30 protein-coding genes are annotated in these 25,223 nt (G+C 47.3%); 18 read left to right on the forward strand and 12 right to left on the reverse strand.

Annotated features, from left to right (window positions below; all coding sequences use genetic code 11):
* The first annotated feature begins 17 nt into the window (after positions 1-17).
* The 3 genes from IRJ25_RS11005 to IRJ25_RS11015 all read left to right on the forward strand — a co-directional run bounded on the left by IRJ25_RS11005 (position 18) and on the right by IRJ25_RS11015 (position 2,131).
* Positions 18-221 carry a YwbE family protein gene (locus tag IRJ25_RS11005; RefSeq protein ID WP_015880320.1) on the forward strand — a complete coding sequence of 68 codons (204 nt, stop codon included), beginning with the start codon at positions 18-20 and terminating at the stop codon, positions 219-221.
* Between the two features lies 1 nt (position 222).
* Positions 223-390 carry a hypothetical protein gene (locus IRJ25_RS11010; RefSeq protein ID WP_015880321.1) on the forward strand — a complete coding sequence of 56 codons (168 nt, stop codon included), beginning with the start codon at positions 223-225 and terminating at the stop codon, positions 388-390.
* 268 nt (positions 391-658) lie between these two features.
* Positions 659-2,131, forward strand: a complete 1,473-nt coding sequence (locus IRJ25_RS11015; RefSeq protein WP_214784444.1) for an alanine/glycine:cation symporter family protein — start codon at positions 659-661, stop codon at positions 2,129-2,131.
* A 50-nt stretch (positions 2,132-2,181) separates the two neighbouring features.
* Here IRJ25_RS11015 and IRJ25_RS11020 read toward each other — a convergent pair whose 3' ends face one another.
* Both IRJ25_RS11020 and IRJ25_RS11025 read right to left on the reverse strand, forming a co-directional pair.
* Positions 2,182-2,982 (reverse strand): formate/nitrite transporter family protein, encoded by an 801-nt coding sequence (locus IRJ25_RS11020; protein ID WP_196431707.1) that lies wholly within the window; start codon positions 2,980-2,982, stop codon positions 2,182-2,184.
* Positions 2,983-3,075: 93 nt separating this feature from the next.
* Positions 3,076-3,465, reverse strand: coding sequence for a VOC family protein (locus tag IRJ25_RS11025; RefSeq protein WP_214685001.1), 390 nt, complete (start codon positions 3,463-3,465; stop codon positions 3,076-3,078).
* An 80-nt stretch (positions 3,466-3,545) separates the two neighbouring features.
* Between IRJ25_RS11025 and IRJ25_RS11030 the strand changes: the two genes are divergently transcribed.
* The 3 genes from IRJ25_RS11030 to IRJ25_RS11040 are packed head-to-tail and all read left to right on the forward strand — an operon-like array spanning position 3,546 to position 6,831.
* A complete protein-coding gene (locus IRJ25_RS11030) occupies positions 3,546-4,664 on the forward strand; it encodes a GTPase (protein WP_269318297.1) in 1,119 nt (372 codons plus the stop codon).
* 13 nt (positions 4,665-4,677) lie between these two features.
* A complete protein-coding gene (locus IRJ25_RS11035) occupies positions 4,678-5,820 on the forward strand; it encodes a YcjF family protein (RefSeq protein ID WP_269318298.1) in 1,143 nt (380 codons plus the stop codon).
* A gap of 48 nt (positions 5,821-5,868) precedes the next feature.
* Positions 5,869-6,831 carry a 2-hydroxyacid dehydrogenase gene (locus IRJ25_RS11040; RefSeq protein WP_269318299.1) on the forward strand — a complete coding sequence of 321 codons (963 nt, stop codon included), beginning with the start codon at positions 5,869-5,871 and terminating at the stop codon, positions 6,829-6,831.
* Positions 6,832-6,872: 41 nt separating this feature from the next.
* Here the strand turns inward: IRJ25_RS11040 and IRJ25_RS11045 are convergent, their stop codons facing one another.
* The 4 genes from IRJ25_RS11045 to mgsA all read right to left on the reverse strand — a co-directional run bounded on the left by IRJ25_RS11045 (position 6,873) and on the right by mgsA (position 9,436).
* A complete protein-coding gene (locus IRJ25_RS11045) occupies positions 6,873-7,478 on the reverse strand; it encodes a general stress protein (protein ID WP_074035122.1) in 606 nt (201 codons plus the stop codon).
* A gap of 12 nt (positions 7,479-7,490) precedes the next feature.
* Complete coding sequence (locus IRJ25_RS11050) at positions 7,491-8,006, reverse strand: general stress protein (protein ID WP_078146037.1); 516 nt, start codon at positions 8,004-8,006, stop codon at positions 7,491-7,493.
* Positions 8,007-8,117: 111 nt separating this feature from the next.
* Complete coding sequence (locus IRJ25_RS11055) at positions 8,118-8,978, reverse strand: hypothetical protein (protein WP_078146038.1); 861 nt, start codon at positions 8,976-8,978, stop codon at positions 8,118-8,120.
* 44 nt (positions 8,979-9,022) lie between these two features.
* Positions 9,023-9,436, reverse strand: coding sequence for a methylglyoxal synthase (mgsA, locus tag IRJ25_RS11060; RefSeq protein WP_078146039.1), 414 nt, complete (start codon positions 9,434-9,436; stop codon positions 9,023-9,025).
* 224 nt (positions 9,437-9,660) lie between these two features.
* On the opposite strand from mgsA, the gene IRJ25_RS11065 reads away from it, so the two are divergent.
* Positions 9,661-11,412: a mechanosensitive ion channel gene (locus IRJ25_RS11065; protein WP_269318300.1), complete on the forward strand. Its 1,752-nt coding sequence runs from the start codon at positions 9,661-9,663 to the stop codon at positions 11,410-11,412.
* Positions 11,413-11,515: 103 nt separating this feature from the next.
* On the forward strand, positions 11,516-12,994 hold the full coding sequence (locus IRJ25_RS11070) for an HD-GYP domain-containing protein (protein ID WP_214784429.1): 1,479 nt from the start codon (positions 11,516-11,518) through the stop codon (positions 12,992-12,994).
* A 34-nt stretch (positions 12,995-13,028) separates the two neighbouring features.
* On the opposite strand, the gene IRJ25_RS11075 is transcribed toward IRJ25_RS11070, so the two are convergent.
* Positions 13,029-13,328 carry an AzlD domain-containing protein gene (locus IRJ25_RS11075; RefSeq protein ID WP_074035113.1) on the reverse strand — a complete coding sequence of 100 codons (300 nt, stop codon included), beginning with the start codon at positions 13,326-13,328 and terminating at the stop codon, positions 13,029-13,031.
* Positions 13,325-14,056 carry an AzlC family ABC transporter permease gene (locus IRJ25_RS11080; RefSeq protein WP_159563266.1) on the reverse strand — a complete coding sequence of 244 codons (732 nt, stop codon included), beginning with the start codon at positions 14,054-14,056 and terminating at the stop codon, positions 13,325-13,327. The genes IRJ25_RS11075 and IRJ25_RS11080 overlap by 4 nt, the downstream gene beginning before the upstream one ends.
* Positions 14,057-14,170: 114 nt before the next feature.
* Here IRJ25_RS11080 and IRJ25_RS11085 point away from each other — a divergent pair, with 114 nt between their 5' ends.
* Positions 14,171-14,872: a CBS domain-containing protein gene (locus IRJ25_RS11085; RefSeq protein WP_074035110.1), complete on the forward strand. Its 702-nt coding sequence runs from the start codon at positions 14,171-14,173 to the stop codon at positions 14,870-14,872.
* Here IRJ25_RS11085 and IRJ25_RS11090 read toward each other — a convergent pair.
* Together IRJ25_RS11090 and IRJ25_RS11095 are read right to left on the reverse strand one after the other, a co-directional pair.
* Positions 14,852-15,190 carry an antibiotic biosynthesis monooxygenase gene (locus tag IRJ25_RS11090; RefSeq protein WP_074035108.1) on the reverse strand — a complete coding sequence of 113 codons (339 nt, stop codon included), beginning with the start codon at positions 15,188-15,190 and terminating at the stop codon, positions 14,852-14,854. The two genes, IRJ25_RS11085 and IRJ25_RS11090, sit on opposite strands and share 21 nt — an antisense overlap.
* Positions 15,191-15,266: 76 nt before the next feature.
* A complete protein-coding gene (locus tag IRJ25_RS11095) occupies positions 15,267-16,106 on the reverse strand; it encodes a M15 family metallopeptidase (RefSeq protein WP_214784426.1) in 840 nt (279 codons plus the stop codon).
* A gap of 174 nt (positions 16,107-16,280) precedes the next feature.
* Here IRJ25_RS11095 and IRJ25_RS11100 point away from each other — a divergent pair, with 174 nt between their 5' ends.
* Together IRJ25_RS11100 and IRJ25_RS11105 are read left to right on the forward strand one after the other, a co-directional pair.
* Positions 16,281-16,499 carry a hypothetical protein gene (locus IRJ25_RS11100; protein ID WP_074035105.1) on the forward strand — a complete coding sequence of 73 codons (219 nt, stop codon included), beginning with the start codon at positions 16,281-16,283 and terminating at the stop codon, positions 16,497-16,499.
* A gap of 55 nt (positions 16,500-16,554) precedes the next feature.
* Positions 16,555-17,004 carry a hypothetical protein gene (locus IRJ25_RS11105; protein ID WP_269318301.1) on the forward strand — a complete coding sequence of 150 codons (450 nt, stop codon included), beginning with the start codon at positions 16,555-16,557 and terminating at the stop codon, positions 17,002-17,004.
* A 35-nt stretch (positions 17,005-17,039) separates the two neighbouring features.
* Here the strand turns inward: IRJ25_RS11105 and IRJ25_RS11110 are convergent, their stop codons facing one another.
* Positions 17,040-18,143: a glycerol dehydrogenase gene (locus IRJ25_RS11110; RefSeq protein WP_269318302.1), complete on the reverse strand. Its 1,104-nt coding sequence runs from the start codon at positions 18,141-18,143 to the stop codon at positions 17,040-17,042.
* A 374-nt stretch (positions 18,144-18,517) separates the two neighbouring features.
* Here IRJ25_RS11110 and IRJ25_RS11115 point away from each other — a divergent pair, with 374 nt between their 5' ends.
* From IRJ25_RS11115 to IRJ25_RS11135, 5 genes are all read left to right on the forward strand, one after another.
* A complete protein-coding gene (locus tag IRJ25_RS11115; RefSeq protein ID WP_078146046.1) occupies positions 18,518-19,177 on the forward strand; it encodes a type 1 glutamine amidotransferase domain-containing protein in 660 nt (219 codons plus the stop codon).
* 110 nt (positions 19,178-19,287) lie between these two features.
* The gene (locus IRJ25_RS11120) at positions 19,288-19,713 is read left to right on the forward strand and encodes a DMT family transporter (protein ID WP_015880345.1); all 426 of its coding nucleotides are present in this window, start codon (positions 19,288-19,290) and stop codon (positions 19,711-19,713) included.
* Positions 19,714-19,727: 14 nt separating this feature from the next.
* Positions 19,728-20,402: a Crp/Fnr family transcriptional regulator gene (locus tag IRJ25_RS11125; protein ID WP_015880346.1), complete on the forward strand. Its 675-nt coding sequence runs from the start codon at positions 19,728-19,730 to the stop codon at positions 20,400-20,402.
* A gap of 11 nt (positions 20,403-20,413) precedes the next feature.
* Positions 20,414-20,887, forward strand: coding sequence for a DMT family transporter (locus tag IRJ25_RS11130; protein ID WP_214685023.1), 474 nt, complete (start codon positions 20,414-20,416; stop codon positions 20,885-20,887).
* A 91-nt stretch (positions 20,888-20,978) separates the two neighbouring features.
* Complete coding sequence (locus IRJ25_RS11135) at positions 20,979-22,307, forward strand: hemolysin family protein (protein ID WP_214731294.1); 1,329 nt, start codon at positions 20,979-20,981, stop codon at positions 22,305-22,307.
* A gap of 9 nt (positions 22,308-22,316) precedes the next feature.
* Here IRJ25_RS11135 and IRJ25_RS11140 read toward each other — a convergent pair whose 3' ends face one another.
* Positions 22,317-23,501, reverse strand: a complete 1,185-nt coding sequence (locus tag IRJ25_RS11140; protein ID WP_214784417.1) for an amidohydrolase — start codon at positions 23,499-23,501, stop codon at positions 22,317-22,319.
* 128 nt (positions 23,502-23,629) lie between these two features.
* Between IRJ25_RS11140 and IRJ25_RS11145 the strand changes: the two genes are divergently transcribed.
* Positions 23,630-24,178, forward strand: coding sequence for a LemA family protein (locus tag IRJ25_RS11145; protein WP_015880351.1), 549 nt, complete (start codon positions 23,630-23,632; stop codon positions 24,176-24,178).
* An 18-nt stretch (positions 24,179-24,196) separates the two neighbouring features.
* Positions 24,197-25,081 (forward strand): zinc metalloprotease HtpX, encoded by an 885-nt coding sequence (htpX, locus tag IRJ25_RS11150; RefSeq protein WP_269318303.1) that lies wholly within the window; start codon positions 24,197-24,199, stop codon positions 25,079-25,081.
* The last annotated feature ends 142 nt before the right edge of the window (positions 25,082-25,223 follow it).

A 25,223-nucleotide genomic window follows, 5' to 3' on the forward strand; every position in this document is an offset into this window, starting at 1 on the left:
GGAAAGGGGTGTCGGGTATGGATGGAACGAAACGTGCTGACATTCGCCCAGGACTCCACGTCCAAATCGTTTTAAAACAAGATCAACGAAGCGGAAAGCTGACGAAAGGCGTCGTTCAAGATATATTGACGAACTCGCCACGTCATCCGCACGGAATCAAAGTGCGTTTGAGCGATGGGCAGGTCGGTCGTGTGAAAGTGATCGAAGCTGGAGGTGAGTAAGATGAGTGAGAAAAAACTATCTTTTCAAGAGGCGATGAAACAAAAGCTGGCAGAGAAGAAGCAAAATCAAACGAAGGTTCCCACGGGTTTACATGGTACAAAACAGAAACCGTTGACGAGCCAATTGACGAAAAAACCAAATAACCAGAAGAAACGTACTGGTATTTAAACTCGCAGCTACTCGAAAAGAGTGGCTGTTTTTTTGATTATTCATTTCGTTATTGTGAATTATAATCATGATTTAATATTTCTAAACATTTTTATGTAAGCGCTTTAAGTGCTTATAAATAAGGAATCTCGCTTATATGATGTGAAAAAAGAGTGAAATGACCTATAAAAAAATTATTGATAATTGTCAGAATCTTTGTATAATTCAGAACTAAGACATCATAAAAAATTCTCAACTTCAGATTCACACAACAGGGAGGAACTTATTCATGGAAGCGATTCAAGGTATGTTACAAGGAAGCGTCGACTTTTTGAACAACATCTTATGGTCGTACGTATTGATCGCCGTTCTCGTTGGAGCCGGGATCTACTTCACGGTCAGAACACGTTTTATGCAGTTCCGTTACTTAAAAGAAATGTTACGTACGGTGACAGATAAATCGGACGTTACACTTTCAAAAGACGGGAAGAGTATTTCTTCAATGAAATCATTCTTTATCGGTGCCGCGACTCGAATCGGTACAGGTAACCTTGCCGGGGTCACGGTAGCGGTCACACTTGGTGGACCAGGAGCGGTCTTCTGGATGTGGATCGTCGCCCTTCTCGGTGGTGCGACAGCCATGATTGAAAGCACGCTCGCTCAAGTATACAAAGTGAAAGACGATGTCGCGTACCGCGGTGGTCCAGCTTACTACATCGAAAAAGGTTTGAACAACCGTGCACTTGGAATCGTATTTGCGGTTCTCATTGCTGTCACATTCGGACTCATCTTCAACTCTGTTCAATCGAACACAATCGCTGCAGCATTCGATAACGCATTTGGAATCGATGCGGCGATCGGCGGAGCAATCTTAGTTGTTCTTACTGGTCTTGTCATCTTTGGTGGTGTACAACGTGTCGCGAACTTCTCGGCGATCGTCGTACCAGTCATGGCTGTTCTCTACCTTGCCATCGCACTCTACGTTGTCGCTGTGAACTTTGCTGAACTTCCAGGCGTCTTCGCTATGATTTTCCAAAGCGCATTTGGTTTGAACGAAGCAGTCGGTGGTTCAATCGGTGCTGCAATCTCAATGGGTGTACGCCGTGGACTCTTCTCGAACGAAGCAGGTATGGGTTCTGCACCAAACGCAGCAGCTGCTGCTGAAGTATCGCACCCTGCGAAACAAGGTTTCCTTCAAGCACTCGGTGTATTCTTGGATACGTTGATCGTATGTACAGCAACTGCAGCGATCATCCTTCTCTCAGACAGCTACGCTGCTGGAAATGGTGAAGGGATTGTCCTTCTTCAAAACGCATTGACTGAACAAATCGGAGCACTTGCCCCAGCATTTATCGCTGTCAGCGTCTTCTTGTTCGCCTTCAGCTCGATCGCAGGAAGCTACTACTACGGTGAAACGAACATCGAATTCATTAAGAAGAGCAAAGGTGCAGTTCTTGGATTCCGTCTTGCGACAATGGCATTCGTCTTCATCGGAGCGGTCGCAAGCCTTGGATTCGTATGGAGCCTCGCTGACCTCTTCATGGCAGGGATGACATTGATCAACATCGCGGCAATCACATTGCTCGGTGGCGTTGCCTTCAAAGTTCTTAAAGATTACGAAGAGCAACGAGCTCAAGGTCTCAACCCACGCTTCTCGGCTCGTAAACTCGGTATCGAGAATACAGAGTGCTGGGATGTGGAAGAAGACGAAGTGGCACAAGGTACTGTTCAAGCAGCAGCAGCCGACGCTTCAAAATCATAATTCGTGAAATGCAACAAACAGGGGCCCTGCTAATCGGGGTCCCTGTCTTTTTATGCATGATGACGTATCGGCTTGACGGTTTGTTCCGTCTCCGATTTGTTCAAATACAAGTAACTTCCGGCAACGAACAACGCACCACCGACAATATTACCGAGTGTGGCGAAGAATAGATTGTAAAGGGCACCGCTAAAGGTGACGAGGTCCGACGGTACATAGTGGAGCGCGAGAGCGAAAACGCCCATGTTCGCAATCGAGTGCTCGAATCCAGCGGCGAAAAATACGACGACCGGAAGCATCGTCAGCATAATCTTCGCGACATCATTGTTCGTTTTGAGTGGCATGAAGATGGCCAAACAGACGAGCACGTTACATAAGATTCCTTTCAAGAAAATAGCAAGGGCGTCTCCACCGATTTTCTTCGCGGCGACGACAGCAAGCAAATGGTCACCCGACACGTCACCCATGCTGTGAGCTCCGATGACGAGAAGCGATAGCATGACGGCACCGATCAAGTTACCGACCCAACTGAGTCCCCATATTTTTGCGAGGTCGAACCAAGCGACACGTCCCCGTTTTGCACCAGTGTAGAGATACATCGTGTTGCTCGTAAACAATTCTCCCCCCATCCAGACGATGAAGACGAGTGCCACTGAGAAACTGGCGCCCGCAATCAGCATCGTTCCGGGGACATCGATGAACATGTTTCCGACAGTGAATGAGAAGACGACTCCAATTCCGATTAAAAAGCCAGCGATTATCGATCGCAACATGTATTGAGGAAATGAATGTTGAAGCAATGATGATTTCTTAAATGCGGCTTCTTCCATATAATCGACGACTTGCTTTTCCATGAAAAGACCTCCTTTAGACCCTTTCAGTCTAGGAGGTCAATGTGAAGTTTGCAATTGTTTTCACAAACTTTCAAGAAGTTCTCAAGAAACCGTTCACATCGTTGCCACGAGTTCAACTTTGATGCGGTCCGGGTCTTCAAAAAATAGTGCTGTATAGTTTGGGCCTCCTGCGTGGGGGAAGCGGTCTGCGTACAATTCACGAAACCCGTGTGATGCGAGCTGTTGCCGAACTTCTTCTAATTGTGCGAGGGAAGACGCATGAAATGCCAAGTGGTTGAGACCAGTCTTTTTTCGGTGATACGGTGGCGCAAGGTGAGTCTTTTCCGTTTGAACGAACACGAGATATGTTTCACGGTATCGATAGCTCCGTCCTTCTGGCCAAGATTGATAGAGCGTGTAATCAAGTTGTTCACAGAGGAGCCATTCCCAGGCACGTATACTGTCGTGTAGGTTTGAAACGTAAAGCTCAACATGGTGAAGCATGAGAATCATCCTTTCGATGGACGTTTGAAAATGGTCCGTTCGGTATAATTGAACTATACAACGAATGAGGGAGGAAACGTATGGATCGGACAGGGCTCGTCTCAAATATTTTGATTGCCGGAAAGACCGGTGTCGGAAAGAGTGCGTTTATCAACTATATATATGGACATGACGTCGCCGAATCGCGTGCTGGAAGTCCGATCACCGCAGAAGGACTTCACGAATATGAGTATTACGATTTAGAGCGGGGTATCTTGTTTCGTTTTTTTGATACGTGGGGGCTCGAAGCAGACCGCTCTGAAGAGTGGCATCAAGCGATCTTATCCATCGTCCATCAGCGTGAAGGCGCGCTCGATATCGCGGAGTGGTTTCATACGATTTACTACTTGTTGTCGGTGCAGTCAGGACGTGTCGAGGCATATGAGCTCGAGGCGATTTTAAAACCTTTATATGAGCGGGGGAGCAACGTCGCCCTAATATTGACTAACTACAATGAAGACGACCCGATGAGTGTACAAAAAGCAGAGGCGATGGAACGGGTATTGTTACGTGCACTACCGATTGAAGAAGAGAACATCATCCGTGTCAACAGTGTCGAAAAGAAGTTACTCACAGGAAAACACGTCCCGGTAAGAGGATACGAAGAGGTATGGAATCGGAATCGGATGAACCTATGGAAAGACATCGAGCGAAAACTTCCCATTAACCTGACGAATCATCTTCTTGAAGAGTTAGAGGATTGGCGAATTCGTAGTATCGCTTCTGCAGAGACGATTCGCATGCTAACCCCGCAAGCGATGATCAGTTGGAAAGCTAGAAAAATAGAGAAAGATTTAGAAAAGACGCTTGAAGAGGCCGCTTTGACGACGGAAGAGGCGATGGCAGAAGGGGTGCGTCATTATATCCAACTCATGCAACGATATCCGCTAGTCGGAGAGCAAGCAGACCTTTTGTTTAGAACGAGACGAGTTGAACTCGGATTTGACTACTCGTTCGGAAAAACAGTTCGAAAGATGGTTCTCGGAATGATTCCTGGAGTGCACTTCATCTACTGGGCATTCAAGCGTCGGACGGCAGAGCGAGGGATTAAAAAGGCCATCGAGCAACAATATGCATCTGTAAGACAAACGATTGAAGAAGAGATTCGACGCGGCTTTGAGCGCGAGATGGGTCAGCTTGGTCGCACGCTCAACTCATAAGGGGGAAACGTAAATGGAATCGACGAAACGATTTGATTTTAAAGATTATGATTTAAAGGCAGAGCTCGAGCGACTACGGGGCAATGTCAAAAAACCAAACATCCTCATCGCGGGAGCAACGGGAGCAGGAAAGAGTTCTGTTGTGAACTACGTGTTTGGACGTGATTTGACGAAAGTAGCAGCCGGGGAACCGGTCACAAGAGGAATTCATCAATATACGAGTGATGATATCGCAGTCACCTTGTTCGACAGCGAAGGATATGAGATCGGGAGTGCGCGGCAACAACATTACGAAGAGGAAGTCATCGGGTTTGTGGAGAACGCAAAGCGGCAAGAGGCATCCAAACGAATTCATCTCGTCTGGTATACCATCAACGCTGCGACAAAGCGTGTCACACCACTCGACAAGGCCTTGATTCGCCGTCTACGTGAATCGACCGCTGTCGCTGTCTTATTCACACAAATCGATCAAGTCGATTTAGAGGAACTGACGGCATTACGGAATGAACTGAATGGAATCCTTCCGGAAGAAGCGATCTTCCAAGTCAGCATTTCTTCGGAAATATTGAACGATGAAGCGTTGCGTCAATATGTGGATTGGGAACGACTGATTGCGTGGTCGGTTGAACAGCTAGATGCTTCCTTGCAGGAAGGGCTCTTGATGGAGATTCATGCAGAGAGTGAAGCGATGCTCAAGTTAAAGCGTAAAAAGGCGAATCGAATTATCTCTGGCTATGTCGCGAGCGCAGGAACGGCTGCTGCGGTTCCGCTCCCGTTTGCTGATGCCGTGGCATTGACGCCGATTCAGGTGACGATGAGCGTCCATCTATTTCGCTATTGGGGTGTCAAAGCGAATGATGATTTGTTGAAGACGCTCATTGGAAGTACCATCATTCCACAAATCGGTCGCACGTTATCGAAAACGATCTTATTGAACGTCATGAAGTTTTTCCCGGGAGCGAACGCAGCGGCCGGTGTCATCAATGCGACCGTCGCATCAGGGATCACGTGGGCCATCGGACTCGCAATTAACGAAATCGCTTATCGTAATGCTATGGATTCATCGAAAACGATTGAACAGTTGTTAAATCAAGAGTTCGGATCGCTATTTGAACAGTTTTTGAAGCAAAAACCGAAGGCGGATCAACCCTCTTAACGCCTCCCATTTGTTAGACTACAAGTAAGTGTAGAGAGGGGGAGAAAAATGAAAAAACGAATCTATATTACGCGTCGCTTGCCAGAAGAGGCAGTCGAACCGCTTCGCGATCAATACGATGTGCGCATGTGGAAGCATGAAGGGGAAAGTGTGCCGCGAGAGGTTCTTTTAGAAGAAGCGTCATCTGCGCATGCGCTCTGGACCATGCTCAGCGACACGATTGACCGTGAAGTGTTTGAGCGTGCCACACATTTAGAGGTCGTCTCCAATTTGGCGGTCGGATATAACAATATCGATTTGAACGCAGCGAAAGAGAATAGCGTCATCGTCACCAACACACCCGATGTCTTGACGGAAACGACAGCAGATTTGACGTTTGGTCTCATGATGATGACGGCACGACGTCTCGGAGAGGCGGAACGTGACTTGCGCGCCGGGGAGTGGAAGTCCTGGCTGCCGATGGGCTACGTCGGGATGGACCTTTATCAAGCGAAATTGGGTATCATCGGAATGGGGCGAATCGGTGAAGCGGTCGCACGTCGGGCAAGAGGATTTGACATGGAAGTTCTATACCATAACCGGACACGGCGACATGAGTCGGAGTCGATGTATGGCTTCACCTATGCGGAACTCGATGAACTATTGACACAATCCGATTTCGTCGTCGTTCTCGCACCGCTCACGGACGAGACACGGGGAATGCTCGGGGCTAAAGAGTTTGCCAAGATGAAGGAAACATCCATTTTCATCAATGTGGCTCGTGGAGAAATCATCGATGAAAAGGCGCTATATGAAGCACTTAAAGCGAGGAAGATTTGGGGAGCGGGATTAGACGTATTCACAAAAGAACCAATCGACCTCGGTCATCCATTATTGACGCTTCCGAACGTGACGACATTACCGCATATCGGGAGTGCAACGATTCGGACACGTCTGGCGATGATGGCATTGAATCGAGATGCCATCACAAATGTGCTCGAAGGGAAAGAACCGAAGAATCGTTTGACGTAAGAAGAGCCTGACGCGGGTGCGTCAGGCTCTTTGTTACTATGTTAGAAACGTCGGATATTATCCGGATCTTCTACGTCATTTCGATAAGCACGATCATCGAGACCACGTAGTTTTTCCTCGCGATCTGGATTCTTCGTTTCTTTATCCAGTTTATCTTGCTCCGGGTCTACGGGATGGCTTGGGTCGACGGTCTGAGCCTCACGATAAGGTTTTGAGTCGATTTCCAATCCATCGTCAGTATGACTACCGAGATGAGTCGATGATGCGTCTTGATATGGTTTCGAATCGACTGTCACCCCGTCTTGATGACGACGTTCAAAGTCTTCATCCACATAAACGAGGATTTTCCCGGCTTCTACATCGTCATAGTGACGTTTTACTTCCTCTTCGCTCAGTCCCATGTTGCGTAGACCAGCGTGCACGTCTTCATGACCGCTGAGGAACGCCCGAACCTTATCGAACCAGCTCGCTTGATGGGTCGCTTCCGTATGAACATCTGTATCACGTCTCAAAATCGAAACGTTGTCTTCATGTTTTGTGACGACATAAATGTGTGAGTCTTCATAACCTTTCGCTCGCAACTCCTCGATTTTCCCAAGTGCTGCATCCTGCGTGTCGTGCATGCTGATAAATCGTTTCTCATTCATAGTCGTTCCTCCTTATAATCGGCGATGATCTTCTAATCCAGAATGACCGCGTACAATCGGATCATCCTTTGTACCACGTGGATTCTCGTCGTGATCGTTAAATGGTTTCGCGTCAAAGGCGATCCCATCCGCTTTTTCCCCTTTATCATGATCGAGCTCACTGTCTTTTTTATACATGTTCGGATAGCGGTCGTACGAGTGTCGATCGATGTAGAGTAAAATTTGTCCTTCATCGATTGCATCATAATACTGTTCCGCTTCGGCATCGTTTAGCCCCATATTCCGTAACTCATCACGAATGCGGTCACTTCCGTGTAGGAATGCTTTGACACGGTCAAGCCAATTGACGTCACGGATACCGGACTCGGCATTTACATCCGTGTGATCACGTAACGCAGAAATTTCCCCGTCCCGCTTGGCGACAACATGCATATTTTTTTCAGCTTCCCCTGCAGCTTTCAGCTCTTCCACTTTGTGCATGACTTCCTGTTCTGTCTGGAACAGGCCAATCATTTTTCGTTCTGACATCGAATACCCCCTTTAGAATTTCCAATCTAAAACAAGCGTCACAATAGGAGTAATTTCCGTTCTCGCCATAATCGAAACAAAAAACGCCATCTCCTAAGAGGAGTGGCGTGGTTAGTAATAAAGCATGAGCGTATCGTCTCCGAGAGAACAACGTGTACTCTTCCAGACGAACTCGATTAATGTCCAGATGGCCATAAAGCCACTGATCGCCATTAAAATGAGCGCGTAGAGTGGGGTCAACTGAATGATGAATGACCAACCAATTGTCATTAAGAGCGGTTGAATCAGAAAGATAGACATGATGTAGACGACAACGATGAGCAAGGCGAATGCAATACGCCGACCGAGCGTCTGGATGTAATGTCGAAAACGGGTCAATATGCCGAAGATAGCACCGGTCACGAGGACGGGTAACAGGAAGGCCAGATAATCAATTGGATACGTCGACATGGGGGCGGTGAATAGTCGACCGCTAAAGACATCGTCAATCACGAGCAGTAAGTTGGCGTAGGCAAATGCCAAAATCATACCTAGTAGCCAGCCGAAGCGGTTCCAAATCGTACGAGACGATTTGAGTGCTTCAATCTTTGTGTAGGCGAGGAAGGCAAGGTCGCGCACTTCGATTTCTTTTAACGAAAGCTTGGCTTCGTCCAATTGATTGACGGCCCAATCGAATTCCCGGTTTGCTTGCGCTTTTTCATGAGGTTTTAATTCATCCGAGGCATCAATCAACACGTGATAGCGTCGACGATATTCTTCATTTGTTTCGGGTTGTTCAATGAGGAAACGAGCGTATTCCTGAGGATCTTGGTTTAAAAGACTTTCGAGCGACTGACCACTTTTCTCTGCATGCCGGATATATCCAGCAAGTGCGAGTAGATGGCGATCCGCTTCTGCCTCATTTCCAAGTAGTTCGATGAGGCGCTGGCGCACGTCGTTAAAGAACTGTTGGACGTTCGGGTCGTGAATCATATTCGGTTCCAGGGAGATTCCTCTCCTTTCTCGGTTTGTCATGGTCAAGCCGGAGGTTCGTCGTTATGAGAAAGTTTAAGTGACTCGAAATCACCTTGCTCGATACTTCGAATCAAAATTTCGCTTCCACCCATATTTGTCGAAAGCGGGATGGAGTAGACGTCACAAAGACGCATCAATGCGCTCACATCCGGTTCATGAGGTTGAGCAGTTAATGGGTCTCTGAAAAAGATGATCATATCCATCTCCCCGCGTGCGACGGCAGCACCGATTTCTTGGTCCCCTCCAAGCGGTCCGGATCGGAAGCAATGGACAGGCAAGCCGGTCGCTTCAGCGATTCGCTTACCCGTTGTACCGGTCGCAAACAACTGATGTTTCTTTAGTATATGGGTGTAAGTTTTAATGAGGACGATTAAATCATCTTTCTTCTTGTCGTGAGCCACTAAAGCGATATTCATCCTAAATTCCTCCTAACATGACGTCTCTTGTTATTCGTATCATATTTGACTTCATTTGGCACGATTTCTCTCTTAAACTAACGTACCCATTTCCAATGAATCGTAATAGTCATGTAAACGAATTGACTTACAATTCAGGTTTGATGATTTTGAAATATAGGTATGTATGAAATAGCACTGTTAAATAAAAACAATCATTTCATGTGAAAAAGGAGGAAGATTCGATGAACAACACAACGTATAACTTCAATACGTTCATGTCATGGCTACCAGAGCTTTTGCTGGCAATTGTTATTCTCGTAGTCGGTTATATCTTGGCGAAAGTATTGGAAAACGTGACACGTAAAGCATTGAAGAAGGCACGACTCGATGAGCGAGTGGGTATTCAAAAAGATGGGGAGAAAGGAGAAAAGTGGACCCCTGAACGCATTATCGGAAAAGTCGTGTTCTTTGGGGTATTACTCCTCGCATTCCTGATCATCTTTGAATTCATGAACGTTCCAGCCATTACGGAACCATTCAGTCAAATTTATGAAGGATTCTCTGGACTGATTATCGGTGTCATCAAAGCCGGCCTGATTTTACTCGTTGCCTGGGTCATCGCTACCCTTTTGAAAAAGGGGATTCAAATGGCGGGACATCGTTTGAATTTGAGCAAGTTGATGGAAAAAACGGGGCAAGAATCGACAAGTGTCAATCAAACGAAGTGGGTCGACACGGTCGCGAACATCGTCTTCTATCTCGTGCTCTTATTGGCGCTACCGGCTGTACTTGATGCCCTTGGACTTCGTGGGGTCAGCGGACCATTCGAAGACTTATTGAACAGCTTCCTCGGATTCATTCCGAAACTTGTCGCAGCGGCGCTCATCTTCGCAATCGGTTATGTCGTCGCGAAGATTGTACGTGACATTTTGACGAAGTTCCTTGAAGCAGCAGGGTTAGATCGCTTAGCAGAGCGATTTCATCTTTCTGATTATGTGAAAGGATCGAGTCTTGCGAAAGCGATCGGTACAATCGTCTTCATCTTCATCATGATTCCGGTGACGATTTCGGCGCTTGAAGCGCTCGATATTCGAGGAATCTCGGAACCGGCGATTGCGATGCTCAATGATGTCCTTGTCATGATTCCAGACATTCTCGTTGCAATCGTCCTCGTCCTCGTCGGGGTGTTCGTGGCAAGATGGTTGAAAGGGGTCGTCGTATCCCTTCTTGAGAATCTTGGCGTCAACTCGTTGGCTCAAAAAATGGGCTTCGGGGAACGTGCGTCTTCGATGTCAATCGCTCAAGTGGTCGGTGTCATTGTCCAAGTAATCGTGATCTTGCTCTTCGTATCTGAAGCACTTCAAGTCGCGAATCTTGAGTTCATGGCATCTCTTGCAACAGCCATCTTTGCTTACTTGCCGATGGTCATCGCAGCACTCATCATCTTGGCAGTCGGATTCTGGTTGGCGAACATGGCAGAGCGATTGGTCGGAAGTGTACTTGTCGATGGAGCAGGACAACCGAGTGCGCTTCGCTACGTAGCGAAGTATGCGATTCTCGGACTCGTCTTCTTCATGGCCATTAGCCAACTCGGCATCGCACCGATGATTGTCAATACAGCATTCCTTCTCATTCTTGGAGCTGTTGCCCTCGCCTTCGGTCTTGCTTTCGGTCTTGGTGGTCGCGAGACGGCGGCACGTTATTTGAAAAAGGCGGAGCGACGCATTGATGAAACGGAAGTTTCAAAAGAAGGTCTCGAGCAGGAGAAAGAACAGATGAGCCGCGAAGCGGAAGCTGCAAAACAACAAGCGAAGCAAGGCGTGGAGCAGTCGAAACATGAAGCGGAACAATCGAAACACGAGTTGAAGCGAGATGTTCAAAATCCAAAAGTTGACCATGTTGATGGACCGGAACCGAATCCGTTCCATGAAAACATCACTCCGGATCAGGACAATCGATCACTTGATGATAACGATGGTCCGTTACGCCCATAATCGATGCTTGAACGGGTCTCCTACAAGGAGATCCGTTTTTTTGTGTTCAACTCAAGCATAAATCTGGTCGATAGTAAAAGAAAAGAGTGTAGGGGTGAGGGGAATGTTTGAACGTTTTCAACGGACGCTCGTGATGAACTATATCATCGGCTCAGGTTTGGCCGTCTTTGGAGTAGGTGGTGTCTTTATTTTTCAAACGCTTGACCTGTCCATTCGAGAGATTTTACTACTGTTAGGCATCATGTTGGGGTCAGGGATAGTTATGATTTTCTCAGAACTACTCTTATACCGTCGCCACATTCGACCGATACGACAGCTTTTTATGATCGAATCCCCATCGATTGACGAATTGACGTCGGCATTCGAACAAGCGAGTCGATTCCCGATTTTAACGGTGCAACGGATTTTAGGTCCTCATTTGTTTGGATTATCCATCCCGTCAATTGGTTTAACCGCCGTTTTTATTCAGGTGGGGTGGATTGACTTACCTTATCGTTTGATCGGCTTGGCTGCAATCGGGGCCGTCATGATTGCGGTACTACATGCCTTGATTGAATATTTTTTGACGGTTCGATCGGTTGAGCCATTACTTGTATACATGAAAGAAAGGCATCTCGAACTTTATCATCTGCCTATTCATGCAACGTATCGATCATTTAGTGTCCGAACTAAATTATTGATCAGTATGCTCATTACGGGTATCTTTCCCATCATGTTGTTCATGTTGGCGTCGAGTGTCCAATTGTCGACTTCGACTCGAACGGATACGTATTGGAATTGGGCGCTCGTGATTCTTGTCATCATCGTCGGAATTGCGGTGTTATGCAGTTTCTTACTCTATGACAACATCAAACGTCCGATTGGATTTTTGACGTCCGGCATCGAACAGATGGAGTCGGGACAACTTCAGAAAATCGAGAATCCGTACTTAGATGAGTTCGCCCAACTGATTGGGGGATTCAATCAAATGGTTGAGACGGTAACTGCTCGTGAACAAGAAAACGCACAGCTGTTAGACAGCCTCTTCATTTTATTCGCAGCAACGCTCGATGCACGTGATCCCTACACAGCAGGTCATTCGGAGCGTGTCGCGATGTATTCCGTTGAGCTTGCTCGCGCCATTGGCTTACCGCATGCACAAGTCGATTTACTCAATAAGTCAGCACTTCTACATGACATCGGGAAAATTGGAATTCGAGATGACGTCCTACTAAAAGAAGGGAAGCTGACAGACGAAGAGTTTTCAAAAATTCAAGAACATCCGACCATTGGCATCCATATTTTGAGTCAAATTCATTTACCTGCATCGCTTCAACCGATTTTAGCCGGAGTTCGATCGCACCACGAACGAATCGATGGGAAAGGATACCCGGACCGCTTACATGCGGTCGACATTCCGTTATTCGGAAGAATCATGGCGATTGCCGATGCTTATGATGCCATGACATCAGATCGACCCTATCGGTCAGGGATGCCAGTGGAAAAGGCGCTTTCCATATTGGAGAGCGGTCGGGGAACACAATGGGACGCGGAATTTGTGGACGTATTCGTCCAGCTTCGTCGTCAGGGCATATCAGCATAAGAAAAGGAGCAGCACCTCGTGTGCCGCTCCTTTGTCATATAGTTTGAAAGGCATATACCCCGAATACAGCTCCAATGACGACAACGACGAGGTTGACCCGTAGTAGCGCCAGGAAAGTGGCAACCACTCCTCCGAATAAGGCAGACGAGGTGGTGGTCGTGGAGGATAGGACGCCCGGAAAAATCAAACTAGCCAGTACCGCATACGGGATGAAGGAAAGAAATCGTTTCATATATGCCGGTAACGCCAATTCCTTTAGCCAGAGTAGCGGGACAAGGCGAGGGAGATACGTGACAAGTGCCAATCCTAGAACGAGTAGAAACAACGATATCATGTGACCTCTTCCTCCTTAAATACGAAAGCACCGATTCCGGCTGCGACAACGGTCGCGACGATGATTCGAATCCCATCTGAGATTGAGAAGAACGGGGTGATGACCCAATGGAGTATGGCTTGAATAATGATAGCTAAGCTTGCTACGACGAAGACAGGACGAGTCGTTAATGATGGAACGAGTAACCCGATGAACATCGCATATAGCGCAATCCCCATACTCGCCTGTAATGTGCTTGGAAGACCGAAGGCGAGGAAGACCCCCATCCACGTCCCGACATTCCAAGCAAGAAATGCGATTGTATTCAACCCGAGCACGAACATACCGGAACGGGCCTCTTGACGAGTAGAGGCGATGCTGAACGTTTCGTCGGTCACACCAAACGCGATGGTAGCCAATAGTCTTCGAGATGTACTCTCAATCCGTTGGGATAGTGAGGCGGACATTAAAAAATGGCGAGAGTTTAGAATGAACGTCGTCAAAATGATTTCCCAATACATCGAACCGGCCATCAGAAGTTGTACCGTAATGAACTGACTTGCCCCGGCAAAGATCAAAAAGGACATCGATAATGTGATAGCATTCGGCAAGTTGAAAGATTGTGCCAAAAGACCGAAGGCAATCGCAATCGGGATATATCCGATGGCGACGGGAATGCCGGCGCGTAGTCCTGCGCGAAACGTGGGTTGCGGTGAAGTTGGTGATGTGGGATGAATCGAAGTCGCCATGATAGCCCTCCTCCATAATTAAGATGATTTCTATGTCATTCGGGATGAATAAACGGTTTCCTGCTCAAATGATAAAAAAGAGGGTATACATGTATCGTTAAGGAGGGTGATCACATGAGTCGTGCTGAAGAATTTTTGGCATCCTATCATCGAATCGAGGACTACTTGAGTCGAGAGATGGGAGATGGGCAACATTTCAGTTTTAGTAACATGGTGAATCGGTTAGCGAAACAAAATCCAATCATCGACCGGTATAAAGAAGATTTACATCAGATGAGTCAACTACGAAATGCCATCGTCCATGAGCGGCGTGAACCTGATTTTATTATCGCTGAGCCACACGAGTCGCTTGTTGCATTGATTTTAGAAGTAGAGCGAGAGCTCCTTCATCCACGTCTCGTCATTCCATTGTTTGCGAAATCGGTGGTGACGTTTCAGTCGGAAGATTTTTTGACGGAAGTACTCCGGGAGATTCGAGATAAAAATTATTCGCAATTCCCTGTATATCATGACAATGGGTCTTGGCGCGGACTGTTGACGAAAAAAGGAGTGACCAGTTGGCTAGCCGAAACAATCGACGGGCCCAACTTGTCACTCAAAGGAGTTCGGGTGAAGCACGTGCTCCACCACGATCCGCATATGCACCGATATCGATTCATTCGGAAGGATGCGACCGTAATCGAGGCACAGCACTGCTTTACGCAAATGAAAGAGGGCGCACGATATGACGCCCTTCTGATTACAGAGACCGGAAATCCGGATGAACCGCTACTCGGCATCATCCGTCCTCAAGATTTATTGAACGCGCTCCGTTGAGGCGAGATGTTCAATGGCGACCTCATATTGGGTAACGGTGTTGCCGAGGACGATTGGTTTCACTTCTGAAGTCCCGTCATCACGTTTCTTATGGGCGTGCTTATAAGCATTGCTGTCGCGCCAGTTCTCAAAGCTGTCTGCATCACGCCACGTGGTCATGATGACGACATGATCCATCGCCTCATCAGACGTATCCGTCAACACTTGCATACGGACAAAGCCATCCATCGCTTCGATTCCTTTTGTCGTTTCGAAGCGTGCTTTGACCGCGTCGGCCTTTCCTTTTTCAACGTCTAGTTTGTTCATCACAATCCACATCCCACATTTCCCCCTATACGAATAAGATGACTCCATTATAACGTGAACAGGGAAATGCCTGAAAAAGGATGCTCACTCAACGTTTGCTCCACCATTCTTCGAACGCCCAGTTCTTCTGCTTCATCATCGTCGCTTCAGTGACACCGACATAACGCAAATGCCAAGGTTCGTAATTGTATCCCGTGATTTTCTCTTTTCCTTTTGGATAGCGGACGATAAATCCATAGAGATGGGCGTTTTGAAGCATCCATTTCCCTTCAGGCGATCGGTCGAAGGATTCATATAGGCCTAGACGCATGCGTTGACTCGTCATATCAACGGCGAGACCCGTTTGATGTTCACTATGACCGGGACGTGCCACATATTTTGAAGCATATGCGACCCCACGTGTGTTGACGTAATAGGCATAGAGTGACTTTTGTGTCGAGTAAGATCGGTAGGCGCTAAGGGCGTATAACGTATGACCTTGCTTCCGACCGGCGTAATATAGTTTAGCCAAAGCGTATGCTGCTTCCGCTGTCATCAAGGTCCGTTCACTCCCTTTTTGATAAACAGTTGGAATGGTTAATGTGACAAGTTGTGGGGAACGGTAAGTGGACGGGAGTGCATTCGCCTTGTTGACTAGTCGTAAACGGTCTGCAGAAGGCATTTTAGGGATGCCGGCTTTCAAGTTGGCAGAGGGAGTGAAGTACTTCGTATTTCCGATATAGACGTTCGACCAGCTCCGGTTATAGGTCGTGTAGCGGACCGGGACGTTCGTTCGTAGCGTCTTAAGAATTGGAGAAGATTGCATGGCACGACCGTACAAATACGTCGTTTTAATCGTATAACCTGGTTGTGGGGACGAGGATGCCGCTGTCACCGGCGACACTTGAAACAACAGCAAACAAACGATCAAGATACGCAAGGACTTCATGGCAAAATGCCTCCTCGAGAGTTAGATGATGTTCCTTTTCCCGTTTTCTTGATAGATTGTGCATCTTTTATCCATCTTTAGGTCGGAAGAGGATACGGCTTGGGCCCGATGAAGGTGAGCAAGAAATCCATTACAATTAAAATAACGAATGAGATCGTAGAGAGGAGTGAGCGAATGGAAGCTTTAGTCGGTTTACCACTTTTATTGCTCGTCCTATTCTTTGCCTTTTTGTATTTTAATATCAAAGGGCTATCGAATATGTGGAAGGACTATAATCGAACGAAATCGATGATTCCGCTTGGTTTTTTCATCGTCGGGATTATCGGGATTTTCACAGGAGTGTGGACGTGGCTCGTCATTTTGATTTATTACGTCGTCCGACCGAAAGAATAAACACTGTATGCAGACGCATACAGTGTTTTTGCTATACTGAGGACGAGGTGTTGAGATGGAGAAATTGATAAAAGCATGGTTTATCGTGACGTTGATCACGTTTGGAATCTTTAAGCTCGGTGAAGTGCTGACGACCCCTTACTCGGAAACACCGGGTGAAGGGAATCTATACTGGATTGTTCTCTTGATTGGATGGCCGTTTCTTTTATTGTTTATTTGGATCACCATTCGTTTGACATATCGAGTCGTCTCTTCTGTGCGACCGCTTGGAAAGGTCAGTTTAGCGATCGGAAGTTTCGTCATGGCCGGTATAGCTTGGATGACTAACCAATCACAGGCGACGTCTCTTCGAGAAGGAATTCGTTTATCAGCCAATGAGTCGTACGCAGAAGGATGGAACCAGTTCACGAATATCATCTATATGAACCAGCTGACGTTCTTCCTTTTGACGGTCAGTTGTATGGGAGTAGGAATTCTCTCATCATTCTTCCTGAACAAAAAATAGCGAGACGAAGCCGTGTGAGCTTCCTCTCGCTGTTTTTATAGGTGTTCTTTATAAAGACGTGCATAGCGATCCGCAGCGATGATGGCGTCAGCAACTTCTTCAGGTGTAACATCGAAACCGCTATGAATCGTTTCGCCATCTGCCGTGGCCGCTTTCCCGACCTTCAAGATATCGTCTCGAGATGCATCTTTCAATTTGATATCTTCAAGTGTGACCGGTAAGTCGAGTGCCACATAAAAGGCAACATACTGCTCGAACTCTTCTTGAGGGCGTCCTTCGAGTGCGAGTTGCACGAGTGTTCCAAATGCAACTTTTTCACCGTGCGTCAAATGGTGGATGTCTCCTTCAAGTGCGGTGAATCCATTGTGAATGGCATGGGCTGCAGCCAAGCCACCACTTTCAAAGCCGAGCCCGCTCAATAAGGTGTTGGCTTCCACAACAGCTTCAAGCGCAGGTGTGACGACTTTTGCTTTCACAGCTTCATACGCTTGAATCCCATATGTGAATAGAACCTCTTCACACCGTTCGGCAATCGCCTCCGCTGCAAGTGTCGGGACACCGCCAGCCATCGTCTTGCCTCCGAATGCCAGGACACTTCGCACTTCCACACATGTGGCCAATGCATCGGCAATACCTGACGCTAAGAAGCGTGGCGGTGCTTGTGCAATCAATTCCGTATCCACAAGGACGAGATCCGGATTCTTTTTATAGAAACGGTAGCTTTCGAAATTGCCTTCATCTGTATATATGACCGACAATGCGCTCGTCGGTGCATCCGTAGAGGCGATGGTCGGTACAATGACGATACGCGCATCCAATTCATCTGCGACCGCTTTTGCTGTATCGAGCGTTTTCCCACCGCCGAGACCGATAACAAACGCTGTTTCATGCTTCTTAGCGTCTGTAGCGATTCGAGTGATTTCGTGCTTCGACGCTTCTCCGATGAAATCAGCTTTCGTCGCCTTGAGCTGGCTCGCTTGCAGAGACTGGGTCACCCGTTCGCCGATCAACTCCCATACGACGTCATCCGCGATGAGTAAAGCGTTGGAACCGAAGTGAGCGACAAACTCTCCGATGCGATCAATCGTTTGTTTCCCTTGCACATACTTGGCCGGACTGATGAAAATGCGTTCTGACATAGTGAACTCCATCCTTTCATATCAGGTTTGGTGTAAGTGCTTACAAGGCAATCATACTACAACTGGTAAAGAATATACGTGAAGATTACATGAAGAACGGCAGCTGACCAAGCACAAGCAATAGGATGATGATGGCGACGACAATGAGAAATCCCCAGTCGTTCATTCGTTTCGTCATAGCACACGTCTCCTTCATGGGTTGGAATTGCAATTCTTCCTCAGTATAGAGGGTGGTAAGAAAAAGGGAGGATGAATAAATAACCAGGTTAAAAAAAGTTACGCCTTGTCATGAGCGGACAGGTCATCAGGTTTAACAGATGATGAATCGGGAACACTAGAGTCGTATGTTGATTTTCTTGAAGGAGGAATTGAGTATGTCGAAACATGTACTGATTGTCACAACGTCAGCAAATCAATTATCAAATGGTCATGCAACGGGACTTTGGCTTGAAGAGTTTGCCGTTCCTTATTTATTGTTCGAAAAAGAAGGATATAAAGTGACGATCGCGAGTATCGAAGGTGGAGACGTGCCAATCGATGCGAATAGTTTAGAAGATGGTTTGTCAGAAGACATTCTCAATACACGGGAATTGCTCAAAGACACAGCTCGTCTCGATCAAGTCGCAGATGAGTCGTACGATGCAATCTTCTTACCAGGTGGTCACGGGACAGTTGTTGATTTCCCAGAAAATGAAACGTTACAACGTGTCATTCGCAATGTATACGAGAGTGGAAATATTGTCGGGGCAGTTTGCCACGGACCAATTGGATTGGTCAATGTGAAACTCAGCAACGATGAGCCACTCGTTAAAGATAAACAGGTGACAGGGTTCACCGATGCGGAAGAAAAAGAGATGCAACTCGATTCTGCCGTACCGTTCTTACTTGAAACAGGACTACGCAATCAAGGCGGGCAGTTCAAGGGAGCTGACAACTGGGCGGTGAATGTGGCGGTTGACGAACGTCTCGTCACGGGTCAGAATCCTCAGTCTTCTGAAGCGGTCGGGAAAGAACTTGTTAAGTTACTCGGATAATCGTGTGAAGCAACTTCGAATGTCGAAGTTGCTTTTTTGTTTTTTGGACATATGTCCTATTCAAGTCATCTCTCTTTTCGTAAAGTCAGACGAAGAGAAAGGGGAATGACATGGGAATTTTATTTGCCATCTTATCAGGGACGTTCATCGCCCTTCAAGGAATCTTTAATGCAAAACTAGGAGATGCGGTAGGCGCATGGATGTCCGTCACTATCGTTCATTTTGTCGGACTTCTGTTAGCACTCGCGATTTACTTCTTCAAGCGGGATGCGGACATGACAGCCTTCAAACGTGTGCCTTGGTATTATAGTTTAGGAGGATTGTTCGGGGTATTCGTTGTCTTCGGCGAATTGACGGCGATTCAACAACTCGGGGTCACATGGGCAATTTGTGTATTGCTTGTGGCACAATTAGTAGGAGCCTTCATCATCGATTTGAATGGTTGGTTTGGTGTCAAACGGAAACCGATGAACACGGGACAGGTCATGGGACTCGTCTTGATGGTTGTTGGAATCGGAATCTATACATTTTCTTAAGGAGTTCACTTTACATGATGAATATTATGGATGCACTGACACGATTGCAGTGGAATCATCTGTTTTCGAATGAAACGCTTGAGTCCTCGTCCGTAGTGACATATGCGTCTGGGACCATGTTATGTTCGAACGATCAGCACATCGAATCTTTATTCGTCGTCCTTGAAGGGCGTGTCAAAATTTATACGCTCAGTGAAGAAGGGAAATTGCGATTGTTGCGTCTGAAGGCTGCTCCAACATTGATTGGAGATATCGAATATGCGAGCGGACGCAATGTATTGCATACGGTTGAAGCGGTCGGTCCCGTGACGTGTCTGCGCATCCCTTTCGAGGCGCTTCGACGATATAATCGAACGGTCGAATTCACGGAGCATCTGTTACGAGGCGTGTCCGAAAAATTATTCATCGAGGCAAACGCCTCGTCGAATCATCTCATGTCGACTCTCGAAGAGCGGTTGGCCGGTTACTTGATCTCACTCAGTGAATCTGGGAATGAACTGTTTCAAGCGGAGATGAGTCAACTGAAACGGAAAGAAGTCGCAGAGTGGCTAGGGACGAGTTATCGTCACTTGAACCGAACGTTGCAGGCATTCGTGGATGAAGGATTGGTCAAACGAACGAGAAAAGAAGTCATCATTTTAAATAGTGAACGATTGAAAGAACGTGCGAACGGCATGTTTTATGAGTAAGGAGGAGTTATATGATTTTTGGTATCATCTGTTCGGCTGTGGCTGGGGCGTTTATTAGCGTACAGGCGGCGGTCAACGCGAAAATGAATACAAATTTAGGGGCTTGGGCCACCACCGTATTGGTCTTTATCGTTGGTTTGGTCGGATCCATCATCCCGTTAGTATTATTTGGAGGAAATCTTGCTGGATTACGTGACTTGTCGCCAATCTATTGGCTCGGTGGTTTATTTGGTGTCGGTGTCGTGTACTGTGTCATGCGCAGCATCCAGTTACTCGGACCCACATTGTCTGTGTCACTCATTCTCGTGTCACAACTCATTTGGGCGTTAGTCGTCGATTTATATGGCGCCTTCGGGATGCCTCAAATCACGTTATCGGCCGGACAAATTGTAGGGCTCACCATCCTTCTTGTCGGGGTCATTCTCTTTAAACAGTCTCAGACGGCGGCTATCGCCAAACAAGCTGTCAACGAAGCCACTTCTTGAGGAGTGGCTATTTTTCTGAGCAAAACGGGTACAGGTTGGTAACGATTTTTTGATAAAATGAAGCAGTATGCTTTAAAAATTAGCTGAGGTGATGAAAAAAGTGGATTCTTCCATAGTGATTGATTTGTTGATTGTTTTGTTTTTGATTGTGTTGAACGGGATTTTTGCGATGACAGAAATTGCGCTCATCTCATCGAAACCTGCAAAACTTGAGGTTGAAGCAAATCGAGGAAAACGAAGTGCCAAGATTGCGCTTCATTATTCGAAAGACCCGACAGATTTGTTGTCGACCGTTCAAGTCGGAATCACATTGATTGGGATTATTAACGGGGCATACGGGGGCGCACGCTTCTCGGCACCGCTCGCATCGGCATTTGAACAAGCCGGAATGAGTACGCAGTATGCCGGAACCGTTGCTTATGTGGCCGTCGTTACGATTATTACGTATCTGTCGCTCATCATTGGTGAATTGGTCCCGAAACGGATTGCGCTCGTCTCACCTGAAAAAGTAACGATGGCAATCATTCCGTCGCTCGATTTATTCAGTAAAGTGATGAAACCGTTCATTTGGATTTTATCGAAATCGACACTCTTTTTGTTCAAATTGTTAGGGTTGAAGGCGGAACAGACGAGTGGGGAGACTGAGCTCGAGATCAAACAACTCTTGTTTGAAGGCGCCCAGCAAGGACAGTTCGCTCATGAAGAAGTTCGACAAGTCGAACGGGTCTTTGCGTTTCATGATCAATTGATTTATGAGCTCATGCAACCACGGACGACGCTCGAATGGGTCGACTTAGAAGATGACATGGACGATATTAAGAAATCGATTTATGAAAGTAAACATAACAAGTTACCGGTCGGGCGCGACTCGCTTGACGACTTTGTCGGGTACATCGATGTACGTGACATCTTGACGTTGCCGACACTGCGTGAGCAGTCACAGATTTTGAAGCGCATCAAACAGCCGCTCATCGTTCCAAAACAACGAGAGGCGAGCCAAGTGCTTCAAATGATGCAGAAAAATGGTGTGGAAATCGCCTTTGTTTTAGATGAATACGGCGGATTCCTTGGTATGGTCACCTTGTTCGATATTTTGGAAGAAATCGTCGGAGAGGTGATGATTGAAGAGGATACACCAGAAGTGGTTCGTCGCGAGGACGGATCGTATTTGGCGGATGGGTTACTCGGAATAGAGGATTTGAAGCGAACGTTCGAGATTCGGGATGACCGATTCGACGAAGGGCGCAACTCCTATCATACGCTCGCAGGACTCGTCATTTACGCACTTGGTGATTTTCCGAAACGGGGCGATGTGGTCGAAGCGTACGGTCTTCGCTTTGAAGTCGTGGATATGGACGGAAAGCGTGTCGACCAAGTGCTTGTTTCAGAATTAAAAGAACCAATTACTGAAGAGGACTGATGCGATGCATCAGCCCTCTTTTTCGTGTACCATCCACGTTCGTTGTAAAGCTCCTAACAAGACTTGGGCTGTGTGCAACATCGCTCGTTCATCCACGTCGAAGCGGGGATGATGATGCGGAAAGATTGCGGAGAGCTCGGGATTTCCTGCTCCTGTGAAGAAAAAGCTACCAGGAACGTGCTCGACATAATAAGCGAAATCTTCCCCGACCATAAGTGGTGCCATCTCAATGACACCGTCTGCACCAACGACCTCCACCGCACTCTCACGGACGAGTTCCGTTTCGGTCACATGATTCACGACAGCAGGATATCCTTTTATATACTCCAATTCATAATCAGCATCGCTCGCTTCACAGACGGAACGAATGATCCGCTCCATATCGGAGATGATTTTTTTTTGCGTCTCCCGAGTGAATGTACGCACGGTACCGGATAATTTGGCTTCTTCGGCAATGACGTTGAATGCTTGTCCGGAGTGGAGCGTACCGATGGTCAGCACGGCAGGTTCGAGCGGATCGATTCGCCGACTGACGACCTGTTGGAGATGATTCGCCACGTTCACGGCAACCATGAGGGCATCGACTGTATGTTGCGGAATCGCGCCATGTCCACCTTTTCCTGTAATGATCAATTCAAAGCGATCTGCCGCAGCCATGATAGGACCTGTTTTCACGCCAATCGTTCCGAACGGAAGTGGTGTCCAAATGTGCGCACCGTATATATAATCCACGTTGTCGAGACAGCCGTCTTCAATCATCGGTTTGGCACCACCCGGAGCCAATTCTTCTGCGAACTGGTGAATCAACACGACGTCTCCTGGAAGGCTCATCTCAGTCAATACTTTCGCTAAAACGAGAAGTGTCGCCGTGTGGGCATCGTGACCACACGCATGCATGACCCCGTTCACTTTTGAACGATACGGGACATCTTTCACATCTTGGATGGGAAGGGCGTCAAAATCGGCACGTAATGCGATGGTCGGACCGTCACCGCCTTTGATTCGACCGACGACCCCATTGCCGCCAACGTGCTCACGTACTTCAATCCCAAGTTCACGGAGATACGAGGCAATCATCTTTGGTGTTTCGACTTCTTGAAAAGACAGTTCAGGATATTGGTGAAAATGGCGTCTTAGGGATACCATTTCTTCGAACAACTCGGTCAAACGTACTTCGGCATGCGTGACGATCATTGCGAACACTCCTTTGTGGTTACCGTGTCAAGAAATGAATTCATTTACAAATTGTTATGAAAGTTAAGCTTATCTTATACGAGTAAAGGGAATTAATACAGGAGAAAATGAAGAAATGAGGTGCCAACATGGGGTGGATTATTGCGATTGTAGCGGTTGTCGTGCTCGTACTCATCTATTTTTCGATGTACAACGGGCTCGTCAAGTATCGAAATTGGGTCGATGAGGCGTGGGCTCAAATCGATGTGCAGTTGAAGCGGCGGTATGATCTGATTCCGAACTTGGTCGAGACGGTGAAAGGCTACGCGAAACACGAGCAAGAAACGCTTGCGAAGGTCGTCGAACTGAGAAACCAGCTCGGAGAAAAGTCGAATCGTCAGGACCAGATGGCAGTGAACGATCAATTGAGTGGAGCACTGAAAAATCTCTTCGCGCTTCGTGAGGCGTACCCGGATTTGAAAGCGAACGAGAACTTCAAGATGTTGCAGGAAGAATTGACACAGACGGAAAATAAGGTCGCGTATTCGCGTCAACTCTATAACAATACGGTCATGAAATATAACACGAAAATCGAATCGGTCCCGACGAACATCATCGCCTCCGTCCATCATTTTGAAAAGCGCGATATGCTCGAGGCACGTGCCGAAGAGCGCGAGAACGTTCGCGTCTCATTTTGATGAATCGAGGTGGCGCGTATGCTCCTCTATGAACAGATTCGAAAGAATAAAGTGAAGACGGTCTTCATCGTCACAGGGTTTGTCCTATTCGTTCTTCTCGTCGGAGCGGCCATTTCCTACGTCAACTATGGAGACGCGATTCCGGGGTTAATCTTCACACCGATTTTCTCGTTGTTTTATGTGGGAATCGTCGTCATGTCGAGTACGAACATCGTCATGAAGATGAATCGGGCACAAGAGGTGACATCGGTGGAAGAGCACCGCTTTCTATGGCATACGGTCGAAAACATGGCGATGGTCGCGCGAGTGCCGATGCCGCGCATCTTTATCATCAACGACCCATCGCCAAACGCATTTGCGACGGGATTGAAGCCAGAAAAGGCGGCTGTCGCCGTCACGACGGGACTGTTGGATCGATTATCGCGAGAAGAAGTAGAAGGGGTGATCGCGCATGAGGTCGCGCATATTAAGAATTATGATGTGCGGCTCTCGACGGTCACGCTCGCACTTGTTTCGGTGATTGCCATCATGAGCGATATCGGGTCGCGCATGCTGTTCTTTAGAAGTATCGGTGGAAGACGCGATCAAAACCAGAATCCCATCCTTTTGATCATCGGGCTCGTCTTGTTGGTGTTGGCACCGCTCATCGCGATGCTCATCAATATGGCGATTTCACGGAATCGTGAGTTTTTGGCAGATGCGAGTGGGGCGGAACTGACCCGCAACCCGGATGCTCTCGCCTCAGCGCTTGAGAAGATTGCGAACGTCGAGACCCCGGTCGAGCAAGCGTCGAGTGCCTCGGCACCACTTTACTTCTCCGATCCACTCAAGAAAAAAGTGAGTGGTCTATTCTCAACACATCCCGATCCGTTCGAACGCATTTCCCGACTTCGTCAAATGTAGTCAGAGCCTGTCCGGTTGCGGCAGGCTCTTTATGTTACACTGAACTGGGAAAATAAGGGGGATGGATGAGTTGAATAAAAAGATATACATAGGTTTAGGCGGCGCTTTACTAGTCGCATTATTTTTATTTGGGCTAGGGCCA

This window comes from Exiguobacterium sp. KJ 601, from assembly GCF_027161185.1.
GTDB classification, from domain to species: Bacteria; Bacillota; Bacilli; order Exiguobacteriales; family Exiguobacteriaceae; genus Exiguobacterium; species Exiguobacterium profundum.